General features: G+C 37.5%; 12 protein-coding genes and 1 pseudogene. 8 read left to right on the plus strand and 5 right to left on the minus strand.

What is annotated here, in order from left to right; all coding sequences use genetic code 11:
* Both QRN68_RS25535 and QRN68_RS25540 read right to left on the minus strand, forming a co-directional pair.
* Positions 1-444: hypothetical protein (locus QRN68_RS25535; RefSeq protein ID WP_285400161.1), on the minus strand; the 444-nt coding region annotated here is incomplete at its 3' end.
* Between the two features lie 433 nt (positions 445-877).
* Positions 878-1,765 carry a LysR family transcriptional regulator gene (locus tag QRN68_RS25540; protein WP_285400162.1) on the minus strand — a complete coding sequence of 296 codons (888 nt, stop codon included), beginning with the start codon at positions 1,763-1,765 and terminating at the stop codon, positions 878-880.
* A gap of 116 nt (positions 1,766-1,881) precedes the next feature.
* On the opposite strand from QRN68_RS25540, the gene QRN68_RS25545 reads away from it, so the two are divergent.
* The 5 genes from QRN68_RS25545 (at position 1,882) to QRN68_RS25565 (ending at position 6,735) form a co-directional block, all read left to right on the plus strand.
* Positions 1,882-3,279, plus strand: a complete 1,398-nt coding sequence (locus QRN68_RS25545; RefSeq protein ID WP_285400163.1) for an MFS transporter — start codon at positions 1,882-1,884, stop codon at positions 3,277-3,279.
* A gap of 427 nt (positions 3,280-3,706) precedes the next feature.
* Entirely contained in the window at positions 3,707-4,267 is a 561-nt protein-coding gene (gene thpR / locus QRN68_RS25550) for an RNA 2',3'-cyclic phosphodiesterase (RefSeq protein ID WP_285400165.1), read from the plus strand.
* 175 nt (positions 4,268-4,442) lie between these two features.
* Positions 4,443-5,477 (plus strand): ABC transporter permease, encoded by a 1,035-nt coding sequence (locus QRN68_RS25555; protein WP_285400166.1) that lies wholly within the window; start codon positions 4,443-4,445, stop codon positions 5,475-5,477.
* A gap of 1 nt (position 5,478) precedes the next feature.
* The gene (locus QRN68_RS25560; protein WP_053485720.1) at positions 5,479-6,165 is read left to right on the plus strand and encodes an ABC transporter ATP-binding protein; all 687 of its coding nucleotides are present in this window, start codon (positions 5,479-5,481) and stop codon (positions 6,163-6,165) included.
* A gap of 288 nt (positions 6,166-6,453) precedes the next feature.
* Positions 6,454-6,735, plus strand: coding sequence for a hypothetical protein (locus QRN68_RS25565; protein ID WP_285400167.1), 282 nt, complete (start codon positions 6,454-6,456; stop codon positions 6,733-6,735).
* Positions 6,736-6,949: 214 nt separating this feature from the next.
* On the opposite strand, the pseudogene QRN68_RS25570 reads toward QRN68_RS25565, so the two are convergent.
* A pseudogene (locus QRN68_RS25570) lies at positions 6,950-7,480 on the minus strand (SDR family NAD(P)-dependent oxidoreductase); the annotation flags it as partial.
* Between the two features lie 158 nt (positions 7,481-7,638).
* Here QRN68_RS25570 and QRN68_RS25575 point away from each other — a divergent pair.
* Both QRN68_RS25575 and QRN68_RS25580 read left to right on the plus strand, forming a co-directional pair.
* Positions 7,639-7,989 (plus strand): VOC family protein, encoded by a 351-nt coding sequence (locus QRN68_RS25575; RefSeq protein ID WP_285400168.1) that lies wholly within the window; start codon positions 7,639-7,641, stop codon positions 7,987-7,989.
* 118 nt (positions 7,990-8,107) lie between these two features.
* Positions 8,108-9,199 carry an S-layer homology domain-containing protein gene (locus QRN68_RS25580; protein WP_285400170.1) on the plus strand — a complete coding sequence of 364 codons (1,092 nt, stop codon included), beginning with the start codon at positions 8,108-8,110 and terminating at the stop codon, positions 9,197-9,199.
* A gap of 83 nt (positions 9,200-9,282) precedes the next feature.
* On the opposite strand, the gene QRN68_RS25585 is transcribed toward QRN68_RS25580, so the two are convergent.
* On the minus strand, positions 9,283-10,029 hold the full coding sequence (locus tag QRN68_RS25585; RefSeq protein ID WP_285400171.1) for an arylamine N-acetyltransferase family protein: 747 nt from the start codon (positions 10,027-10,029) through the stop codon (positions 9,283-9,285).
* A gap of 352 nt (positions 10,030-10,381) precedes the next feature.
* Between QRN68_RS25585 and nagB the strand changes: the two genes are divergently transcribed.
* Positions 10,382-11,095, plus strand: coding sequence for a glucosamine-6-phosphate deaminase (gene nagB, locus QRN68_RS25590; RefSeq protein WP_285400174.1), 714 nt, complete (start codon positions 10,382-10,384; stop codon positions 11,093-11,095).
* Between the two features lie 113 nt (positions 11,096-11,208).
* On the opposite strand, the gene QRN68_RS25595 is transcribed toward nagB, so the two are convergent.
* Positions 11,209-11,544, minus strand: a 336-nt coding sequence (locus QRN68_RS25595) for a hypothetical protein (RefSeq protein ID WP_285400172.1), incomplete at its 5' end; no start/stop codon positions are given.

Genomic DNA, 11,544 nt, shown 5'->3' on the forward strand with positions numbered 1-11,544 from the left:
TTTGTTGCTGACGCTTCGCTTTCGCACAGAAAAAGCATTTGTTGCTGCCGCTTCGCTTTCGCACAGAAAAAGCATTTGTTGCTGCCGCTTCGCTTTCGCACAGAAAAAGCATTTGTTGCTGCCGCTTCGCTTTCGCACAGAAAAAGCATTTGTTGCTGCCGCTTCGCTTTCGCACAGAAAAAGCATTTGTTGCTGCCGCTTCGCTTTCGCACAGAAAAAGCATTTGTTGCTGCCGCTTCGCTTTCGCACAGAAAAAGCATTTGTTGCTGCCGCTTCGCTTTCGCACAGAAAAAGCATTTGTTGCTGCCGCTTTGCTTTCACTACAGAAAACATTTGTCGCTGCCGCTTCGCTTTCGTGCAGAAAAAACATTTGTTGCTGCCGCTTCGCTTTCGCACAGAAAAAACATTTGTTGCTGACGCTTCGCTTTCGCACAGAAAAAACATTTGTAGCTGCCGCTTCGCTTTCGCACAGAAAAAGCATTTGTCGCGCTAATATTACTGTATTACAAAAAGAAAGGAAAAGGACTAAAATACTGCTTCTATATTTTCTATCCACTAGGGTTTTATCTTAAAAATCCACCAACACTTGGTCCATGAATTGGTACTTAGAAAGTGTTATAACTAAAACAGCATCAATAGTGACAATGACGATAAATTATTAGGTATTTTTCTAAATGTTTAAAAGAGTGGTGAAGGCTACTCTTTTTATTTTTCAAAAACTTATCCTATCTTAAATAATGTTAGATCTTTCAGGACAGAAAAAACTTCTAACGAATAAACATGCTATATGCACGTTATTCGTTAGAAGTTATAATACTCCATTTAATAGTAGGATGTTCCATAACCAAATCGAATCAGTATGATCCATACCGTAAGATTAATTGGACTGGTTCGATATTGTCTCAAAATAGTCCAGAACGACCTCGCGGAATTCCAAAGAAGCTTGTGTCATGTATCGACTCTTATGCCATAATAAAGCGATATCACGTACAAGTTCGTGATTCTCAACTTGCAAATATTTAATCTTTTCCCATGACATCTTTGCTGTGCTTGGTATGAAGGCAAGTCCAATTTCAGCTTCTACAAGATTGATGAGCCGTGTAGGTTCATCGCCCTCATATACATATTTAAGGTCAAATCCAGCCGATTTACATACAGAGTCTACTAAATCGCGAGTGCCGTAGCCTCTCTTCACACCGATAAAGCATTCATCCTTTAGTTCTGTCAAAGTTACGCTACTTCGGTCTGCTAGCCGATGCCCAATAGGAACAGCTACAAGAATGGGATCAATGAAGACAACTTGACATTCAATGTCTTCCCCTTGGATGGGAGGGGACGACAAGCAAAAATCGACTTCACCTCGATGTAAAAGAGTGACCATTTCCAATGTGGTCAGCATTTGCACATGAAATTGGATATTAGGTCGTTTTTTACGAAACTTTCGCAGAATCTGGGGCAATGTGCTTGCGGTAGTTACCGCTAGCTTGAGTGTGCCAAATTCTGCGCTGGACCAATCGCTAATCTCCTGCTTCCCCTGTTCCAACTCAAACAAAGCCCTTTCCACGCGACGAAGGAATTTGTTGCCAAACTCATTCAATCGCAGTTTCCGCCCTGTTCGATCAAATAAAGGTACCCCCAAATCTTCTTCCAGGCGTTGAATCGTTTTGCTTAGCGACGATTGCGTAACGTGGAGACTTCGTGCAGCTTCGGTTACATGCTCTAATCGAGCTACTGCTAGAAAATATTGTAGTTGAAGAAGTTCCATTTTTTTCTCTCCAATCATTCCTTTTGATCAATGATATCATAACTTAAAATGCGTTGGAATGAATGTAGGATTTCAAGTAAGATATCAATGTAACAAATATAAGGGAGGATAAAAAAATGAATTCTCGTAGTAGGTGGTTAATGATAGCCGTTGGACTAGGAATATTATTAAACCCTTTAAATTCATCGATGATATCTGTTGCTATTGCTAGATTGCAACATGTGTATAGTATTGATTTTACCGCAGTTTCTTGGATTGTATTTTCTTTTTATATTGCTAGTGCTATCGCCCAACCTGTAATGGGGAAGGCTAGTGATTTATTCGGTCGGAGGAAGATATTTCTGGCTGGTCTTGTTGTATCCTTGGTTTCTTCTATTCTGGCTCCATTTTCTCCGAATTTTGGATGGCTTATTGTATCCCGAATCGTGCAATCTATCGGAACTAGTATGCTGATTGCAGTTGGAACAGCAATTGTACGCATTCATATTACAGAAAAGCAAGCAGATGCGTTGGCAGGTTTATCGATTTTCCTATCAGGTGCGGCAGCTATAGGACCGTTTGCCGGAGGAGTACTTATTCAATGGTGGGATTGGCCTGCGATCTTCATTGTCAATATTCCGTTTGTAGTGGCGAGCTTTCTTTTAGCTTGGAAAATGATTCCTGACGATGGACCTGCAACATCGGTTTCACGTGACATGTCGCTTCGAAAATTACTGGCTGTGATTGATGTGCCAGGAATTCTGCTCTTTGCGGTGGGACTGATTGCCCTTCTAGTTGGCTTGCTGTCAGCGAAATCATCCGGGCATTTCTCTATGTGGAATATCGTTGTTGGGATAATCGGTCTCGTTGCGTTGGGGATTTTCGTACGACATGAGTTAAAAACGGTGTCGCCCTTTATTCCTTTGCGCACCTTCGCCAAATATCCGGCGATGACTTGGGTCAATATACAATACATGCTCGTTAACTTGCTTTATTATGCACTCTTTTTCGGGATTCCTTCATACCTGCAAATGGTGCGTCATGTCAGCGAATTCCAGACAGGTATTATTATGTTAACATTGGGCTTGAGCTCGATTGTAGCTTCACCAATAGCCGGAAAATGGGTCGGTAAATCGGGACCCCGACCTGCATTGATCGTATCCTCATTACTGATGGTAGTGGGTTCAGTGTGGATCGTAACATGGACGCAAAATTCACCGATCATCAGTGTGTGTCTGGCATTAGCTGCTTTCGGTTTTAGCAACGGGCTAAACGCTGTTGGAATGCAGGCGGCTTTGTTTAAAAGCTCTCCAAAAGAAATTGCTGGTGTAGCATCTGGCCTGTTTAATACCTCGAGATACTTGGGAACAATTTTATCTACACTGTTGACAGGCATCATTATGGGAGATGAGTTCAACTTTACAGGATTTCGGTTGCTTGGAGTTTTCCTAACGATCATTGCATTGGTCTTAGTATTTATAAGTCTACGGCTCAGATATTCAGAGCAATTGGAAGAACTGAGTACAAGCGAGTAAAACAAAAAATAGGAGTTGAGTGTTATGACAACTGTTACTATTTTGTGATGAAAGCGATGTATTAAATGGTATTGATACCATTTATAGTTTTAGTTCTTGAAGCAACTAGGCGTTATTTAATAAGAAAAAATAGATAGAAATCAATTTAAATTACTGAATTTTCGAACTAATAATTTGGTAAATAGATAGATTCAGGTAAGCAGGAATTTTTTGTAGGGGACGATAAAATGGCTAAATTAATTCAAATTTTGAATAGTGTTATTTTAAAGTTTCTGCTAAAAAGCAAAGTAGGTTATTTAAATGGAAGGAATGTTTTCTTTTTATCTGGGTAGCCTTCGTATTAGCGTGGTTAGTACTGGTTGATAATTGTAGGAAAAGGCATAATACCTGTTAAGTAGCATTTACGATGAATAGTGAGGGTATAATTATGAACAGACACTTTTTTATTGCAGTTCCACTTCCTTCAGATATTAAAGCAGCTCTTCATGAGAGATGTGAAAAAATGACAACAGATTTTCATTTTAAACGATGGGTTCATCAGGAGGATTATCACATTACGTTGGCTTTTTTAGGTCACGCGGATGAAGAGCAATTACAGGTTGTAGTGGATGAAACGAGGAAAAATCTGATGAATGTTTCTCCGTTCGAATTAAAAATTCAAGGATTCAATACTTTCGGAAGAAGAGAATATCCAAGAATTTTATGGGTGGATCTGCTTGAATCACAGCAATTAAATTTTGTGAGAGACATAGTATACCGTGATTGTATGAAAGTTGGATTTGAGTTAGATAAGAAGCCTTTTACAGCACATATAACTGTTGCGAGAAAATGGGATGAAGCATTCGGAAAATTTCGATTCGAGGCATTGATGGAAGAAAATTTTCAACTTCCAAAATTTCTAGTGGAAGAAGTGATTTTGTACGAATCAAAGTTAGAGGAAACTCCGAAATATCATAAAAAGTCAGTTATTCGTTTAGATGGTCATTAGATCTGTCGAAAGTCTACTATCATAATGAGTAATATTACAATCAGCCCGTAAACCTAAAAAAGAAAAGGTTTACGGGCTTTTTTGTTAAAAACATTTCATTTTTAATAATTAGTTCATCTTCCGTTCATTTAAGGATTTTATGATAAGGATGTAAAAAGGAATGGAGGAGTTAACGATGAATCTTGCGTGGAAAGAAATTAAGAAGAATAAAGTAAGATTTTTAATATTAGGTTCGATTGTTTTTCTAGTTAGTTTTTTAACTTTTATTATTTCTGGTTTAGCGAATGGATTGTCACAAGATAATGCCGCTCTAATTAAGGATTTACCACAAGGTCAATTTTATATGGATAAGGATGCAGATCAAACTTATAATCTGTCAAAAATAGATAACAGTACACAAAATGATATATTGAGTAAAGAAAAAGATGCAGTAGCTTTTTCATTACAAATGGGCTTTTTAAATGATAAGGACAATAAGCAGCAAAGTGTTGCCTTTGTTACATCTACCGAGTCAGATTTATTTGAAAATGTGAAGCATAATGAAGTCGTATTAGACAGCTCAATGAAAGATAAAGGAATTAAAGTCGGAGATACATTAACGAATAATCAATTTAGCGGCAAGTTTGTAGTAAAAGGATTTGTCGACCAAAAGAAATATAGCCATGCACCTGTTGCCTATATTAATGAACAGGATTATAAAGAAATTTATCGTGTTGATGAAATGCAAATGATGTTCGTACCAGGCGGAGATTCTTCAAAAGAATTTGCTGGATTAGAATCATTTTCGAATAAAGAGTTTCTTAATACAATTCCAAGTTATAATGCAGAGCAAATGTCTTTAAATATGATTGTTTGGTTTTTAGTAGTCATTAGTGGAATGCTGTTTGCTATCTTCTTCTATATGATGAACGTTCAAAAAATTGGCTTATACGGAATTTTAAAAGCTATTGGTTTAAAAACAAGTAAGTTATTCCAATTGATATGGACACAGATGGCCATCATTACAGTTATTTCACTTATTTTGTCTGTAACCTTTAGCCAAGCATTCAATATGGTAGCGCCACAAGGGATGCCTTTCTCTTTAACAGTCGCGACAACGACGCAATTATCGGTAGTATTCCTAATTATTGGATTTATTGGGGCTACAATTTCAGGACTACAAATTAGAAAGATTGAACCATTACAAGCGATACAGCAAGGAGAGGCTTAATATGACTTTATTTACAATTGATGAGGTTAGAAAAACGTTTACTAATGGCGAAGTAAAAGAAGAAATATTAAAAGGAATAAACCTTTCTCTAAAAGAAGGAGAAATCATAGCATTGGTAGGTGCATCTGGCTCTGGTAAAAGTACGCTTCTAACAATAGCTGCGGGACTTCAGCCTGCATCAGATGGGCAAGTTATATTTGAAGATAACAATTTAACTTCAATGAGCTCTGAAGAAGTTCGAAAAGTACGAGCAAGTAAATTTGGCTTTGTCTTTCAGTTTGCGCACCTTGTACCTTTCCTTACAGTTGAGGAACAATTACTGCTAATGCTTGATGTTTCTGAATCTAAGTTGAAGAAGTCTGAACAAAAAAATGAAGTTGATCGCATACTAAAATTAGTAGGGATGGACCATCGTAAAAATTCTTATCCTTCTTCATTATCAGGTGGGGAGAAGCAACGTGTTGCCATTGCCCGGGCAATTATTCATAAACCGAAAGTTCTGTTCGCAGATGAACCAACGGCAAGTTTAGATTCAAAAAGATCAAAAGAGGTTATGTTATTAATTAGAGATTTAACTAAAACATTAAACATTACTACTTTAATGGTAACACACGATGAAGAGATGCTTGCTTATACAGATCGTATTATTAAAATGAGCGATGGTGTCATTTTACAAGATGCCCTTTAAATCAGAAAGCCACAACCACAGCCTTTGATGGTTGTGGTATTTTTTTGATTAAACAGGCTCATCTCTGTAACTTGGAGTCCATTTCCGCTCCGATCGGGTACTTTCCTGACAGCTGTTGATCCTTAATGAGTCGCCCATCCTTCACTTCATTTTTTGGTGAGGATCTTAAACAACTGTATTAGGTTAATGATTAGGTGCAATTATGTATTTTTTTTAAAAGCCTAGTGTTAAGTTACCAAATCACTCAACTAATGAAGCATATTGTAGAAGAAAAGAGGGGGTGATTTTATGGCGTTTGTCATTGCATTAATAATTGTATTAGTAGGTTTAATAGCGGCATTCCAATTAAGTGAAGGAAGGTCGGAGAAAGGAAGATATATAGTTTGGGGTATCATTACAATGATTGCATTTGCACCATTCTTATCTTATTTAATTGGTGCAACGTATGGAATGCTGATTAGAAACGGTTGTGCAGCATCGATTATGATGTTTTTATCTCCTTTGATTTTTGTTATAGGTCTTATTACATTACTATTAGGTATTTATAAGAAGAATGAAGAAGATCGCTAACTGTCTTTTGGTGTTTTAGTTATCTTTAATATAAAGGTAAAAAACCGCGAGACTCCTGTGAATTGTATTTTCGATGAAGTGTGAATTGTAGCGAAGGAGACATATGCCTTCGTATCCAACATCCTATTTTTGGCCCTGATGCGGCTCGTGCCTTGTCGGCAGAAAAGCATAGCGGTTTTTTACCACCTTAGAAAAATGCATTTATTTTAAATATTTATGTTAATCGAGCTTTTCGGCTTACTTTGCAGACCATTCTCATTAATGCCCTGTGTAAAGAAGGGAAGATGGTGAAGACGACATCCATTGTCTTACGCATTGGCATTGGACAAATAATAGGCTTATTTTTGTGTACGTCTGCAATAGTGATTTTTGCTAATTGCTGCGGAGACATCATTTTTTATCTTTTCAATTGCTTGGACATCGCCGATTTATCAAAAATAGGAGTATCAACAATAGCCAGACATAGTGTGCTTACTTTGATGCCAAATTCCTCAGCTTCATAGTGTAATGATATCGTTAGGCCCACAACAACATGCTTTGTAGTTGAGCATGCCGTTGATATAGGAGATGGCCCTAGCCCCGCCGCTGATGAAGTATTGATGATATGTCCAAAACCTTGTACTTTCATGATTTGATAGCTAACTTGTGTACCATACATAACGCCCCATAAATTGATATCCATAATGTTTTTCCATTCGTCTATCATTACTTCACAATACATAGCTATACCGGAATTATTGAATAATTCCTTATATACATTTTTAATGTCATTGAAGCGGCTCATCGAAAGAGCCCAGTCGGAACGGAAATCAACCCCACGTTATGGTGATGAAACTAATGGAGGAAATATCCATTAAATTGTTGAACTATAAATTATGTTTCAAAAATCAGGAGGGGAATTACATGGGGAGAGTAATAGGGTTTGAATTAAATAGTCAGGAGCCTGAAAAAGCAGCTGAGTTTTATGCCAAGGTTTTTGGTTGGGAGGTAGCTGCACCTCATTGGGAATATTGGGCTGTAACAACTGGGGATGATAATAAATCAGGGATTAACGGTGGTATTGCAAAGGGGCCACATGACTATCCTTTTGGAACACGTATTCAAATTGAAGTTGATTTTATCGATGACGCTATTTCTAAAGCTAAACAAAATGGTGCCATCGTTGTTCGTGACAAAATGGAGTTCGATGAGTTTTATCTTGCCTATATGGTAGATCCAACTGGGCTTGGCTTCGGCTTAATTCAAAATAAATAATCGTACTGATTAACAAGGTCTCTGCGAATGATTGTGGAGGCTGTTTTTGTTAATAATTGTATTGGAAATAATACCTAAAAAAGTATATTATGAATAATGGAGAAAGAGAGGGAAAGACATGAAAAAGATGTTGAAAATAGTATGTGCACTATTATTAGCTGTTTGGTTAATACCGATGGAAGGTGTACAGGCAGCGAGCTTCAAAGATGTGTCCAAGGATAACACATTGATAACGGAAATCGATTACTTAGTTGAAAAAGGAATTATTAATGGCTATCCTAATAACCTGTTTAAACCGAATACATATGTAACTAGAGCACAGGTAGCTGTTATGCTAACACGTGCTTTAGGATTGCAAACGACGAATGTCAAAGATCCAAAGTATCAGGATGTACCTACTACACATCCCTATTATAAAGAAATTGCAGCAGTACAAAATACCGGCATTTTCGATTCGGCACAGAAATTTAACCCGAATGCACCTCTTTCAAGAGGGGACATGGCGATTGTGCTGCAAAGAGCATTTAAATTAAAAGGATCTGAGACAAGCTATTTTACAGATGTTTCAGCTAAGACAAGAGGCTATAAGGAAATCTCAGCAATTTCTAGTAACAATATAACAAGAGGATATGATGATGGTTCATTTAAGCCCAATTTACCTTTAACACGAGCTCATTTTTCAGCATTTTTAGCTCGTGCATTAACGCTATCGAATCCGAATCTATTAAAAGATAAAGCGTATGACTACACGTATTCGCATTATTCGTTGAAAGACAAAAAACACTATACATTAAAATATAAGTATAGTCATTATGACGATAAGAATGATGTGTGGGCAATAAGCGATTTGAATTCTAATAAAGTATTTAATAGTGAGCTTTTATTTAGCGATGGTGATGTTTTTGGTCAAGGAGTTGCACGTGATTATGATTTATTTTACGATTTAGCCTTCGAATTACCGCTAAGAATTGGCGTGATTCAACATGAGGATGATGGTGGGATAATTTCAGGAGTCCGTCTTACTGTTAAAGCAACAGATGGCACTGTCCGAGCAGGTGGTATCGATTATAATAATGTAATTGTTCTAGAAGAAAAGTCCGTAAACAGTGATGGAGTTTCAACATATTACTTTGTCGATGGTATTGGTTTAGTTAAGGAGCTCTACAATGATGTTGTTGTTTATGAGTTGCTCGAGCGTACAGCCAAATAAATGAAATGTTAGCCAAAGGAAAAGCAAGTCTCCGATTAATGAGGAGGCTTGCTTTTGTCGTGAATGTATAAGTACCGAAGCATCTAGTCTAATGAGATATGAAAAAAACGCTGAAGTGCTTGTAGCCATTCTTTTTCGTTATGTGTTTTATAGGTTGTTAGGGATTGTCCTTCATATATTCGGAATTCGTTGTTAAGCATTGTATGTCTACCGCGAGGGGTACGAATCATCGCAATTTTATTTTGTTGTTTAGAAAGCCTTGGAGCAAACTTTGCATCGTTAGCGTCATCAAAAAAACTATAAAGTAAACGCCAATTATGTTTTGTTTGTTCGTACAGCATCCAGCCGTTCGCATCATCACGTTCAATTTTATAAAGTTCATTGCCTTCACGGTGGTGATGCCCAGCTATAAGTGGAACTGGCTTACACGGAGCTAGTGCGCCTACGCCAACATCGGAAATATATGATTGGCCAGCGAAATTGACAAGCAATAGCTGATGCATAGGTACATCTTCGGCAGGAGCATCTTCTTCAAAATTGCGCCAAAACTGTGCATAGCGATTGGTCACTGAAAAGCCGAGCTCGCGAAGTAGCCAACTAAATAAAATATTTAGTTCAAAGCAATTGCCTCCACGTTTGCGAACAATTATTTTTTGAAAAATATCAGGAATCGAGAAGGAGATGTCTTGTTTCAAGGCAACATCCAAGTTTTCATACGGGATGATGTATAAATGACTTGTTTGTAATTGTCCAAGTAGTTTAATAGACGGCTCAGTTAAAGGCCCTTGAAAAAGAATATATTTCAAATATTGCTGTATTTGTGAATTCATTATATCGCCTCACTCCCTTATTAAATAACATAACCGAAATGGCTTGGGAATACACGTATAATATTTAACTTCTTTCGGCGGATGTTTTTTGTAACGTAAGTGAAACGGCAGTTACAGATGTTTTTTGTAACGTAAGTGAAACGACAGTTACAGAAGTCTCCTACCTCAATAGGTGGTGAGATGAAAGCGGCGGACGCAATTATGCCGAGGTATAATTGATGAAGAAAATAATAGAAAATTAGATGGATAACTAGTAAGATTGAGATATTAGCTACTATTTAGAGAACTATTTCCCAATTTAGTTAATAATAAATATTGTAAGGTAGGTATAAATATGACTATGACAACTAAAATGAAGTGGATAGAAGTAAATTCTTACGATGAAATGAGCGAAGTCGCAGCGGATATTTTTACTAAGCAATTACAAGTAAAGCCGGCAAGTATTTTAGGATTAGCAACTGGTGGTTCTCCTGTAGGGATGTATAAAGAATTAGTGAAACGACAACAAGCTGGAACTATTTCTTTTAGCGACGTTATTACTTTTAACTTAGACGAATATGTTGGCATCGATCAATCAAGTCCAGCAAGTTATTGGACATTTATGCATGAGAATTTATTCAAGCATGTAGATATTAAGAAAGAAAATATACATTTACCAAATGGTAAGGTAGAGGATTTGGCTGCTGAGTGTGAGGCATATGATGCTCGAATCAAGGAAGCAGGAGGAATTGATTTACAGCTCTTAGGCATCGGCGTTAACGGACATATTGGCTTTAACGAGCCAGGAACACCTTTTGATTCACTAACTAATATTGTAGAGTTAACTGAATCTACACGCAATGAAAATGCAATTTATTTTGATGACTTTAAAGATGTACCAACACATGCTATTACAATGGGCATTCAATCTATTATGAATGCTAAGGAAATCGTATTAATTGCATTTGGTGAAAAAAAACTAGAGGCCATCGAAAAATTAAAAAGTGGTATCGTGACAGAAGATTTCCCAGCAAGTCAATTATTAAACCATGCAAATGTAACGATTATTTACGGCGGAACAAACTAGAAAATAAGCGCAGATTTCATATTATTTGAAATCTGCGCTTATTTTTTTGAGTTCAAAGTGACGGATAGGAATCGGAGTGGCGGATGGAACAGTCAGAGTCGTGGATAGAGCAGTCAAAGTCGTGGATAGAGCAGCCAAAAGCGTGGATAGCCCCGCCAAATTCGTGGATAGAACAGCCAAAATCGTGGATAGCCTCGCCAAAAGCGTGGATAGAACAACCAAAGTCGTGGATACAACAGCCAAAAGCGTGGATAGAGCAGCCAAATTCGTGGATAGCCCCACCAAAGTGACTGATAGAAGTCAGGGCGACGGATAGAATTGGCAAAGAGACGGATAGAAAGGCGAGAGTGACGGATAGAAAGGGCAAGGTGACGGAAAGAAGAGCTCAAGTGATGGATAGAAATCAGAGCGACGGATGGAATTGTCGAAGCGATGGATAGGAGATCGAA

Source organism: Lysinibacillus sp. fls2-241-R2A-57 (assembly GCF_030209535.1).
Taxonomy (GTDB): domain Bacteria; phylum Bacillota; class Bacilli; order Bacillales_A; family Planococcaceae; genus Lysinibacillus.

Coding starts and splice junctions, on each gene's coding strand:
- QRN68_RS25565 (WP_285400167.1), top strand. CDS start 6,454: ATGGCGTTTGTCATTGCATTAATAATTGTATTAGTAGGTTTAATAGCG.
- thpR (WP_285400165.1), top strand. CDS start 3,707: ATGAACAGACACTTTTTTATTGCAGTTCCACTTCCTTCAGATATTAAA.
- QRN68_RS25545 (WP_285400163.1), top strand. CDS start 1,882: ATGAATTCTCGTAGTAGGTGGTTAATGATAGCCGTTGGACTAGGAATA.
- QRN68_RS25540 (WP_285400162.1), bottom strand. CDS start 1,765: ATGGAACTTCTTCAACTACAATATTTTCTAGCAGTAGCTCGATTAGAG.
- nagB (WP_285400174.1), top strand. CDS start 10,382: ATGAAGTGGATAGAAGTAAATTCTTACGATGAAATGAGCGAAGTCGCA.
- QRN68_RS25555 (WP_285400166.1), top strand. CDS start 4,443: ATGAATCTTGCGTGGAAAGAAATTAAGAAGAATAAAGTAAGATTTTTA.
- QRN68_RS25560 (WP_053485720.1), top strand. CDS start 5,479: ATGACTTTATTTACAATTGATGAGGTTAGAAAAACGTTTACTAATGGC.
- QRN68_RS25585 (WP_285400171.1), bottom strand. CDS start 10,029: ATGAATTCACAAATACAGCAATATTTGAAATATATTCTTTTTCAAGGG.
- QRN68_RS25580 (WP_285400170.1), top strand. CDS start 8,108: ATGAAAAAGATGTTGAAAATAGTATGTGCACTATTATTAGCTGTTTGG.
- QRN68_RS25575 (WP_285400168.1), top strand. CDS start 7,639: ATGGGGAGAGTAATAGGGTTTGAATTAAATAGTCAGGAGCCTGAAAAA.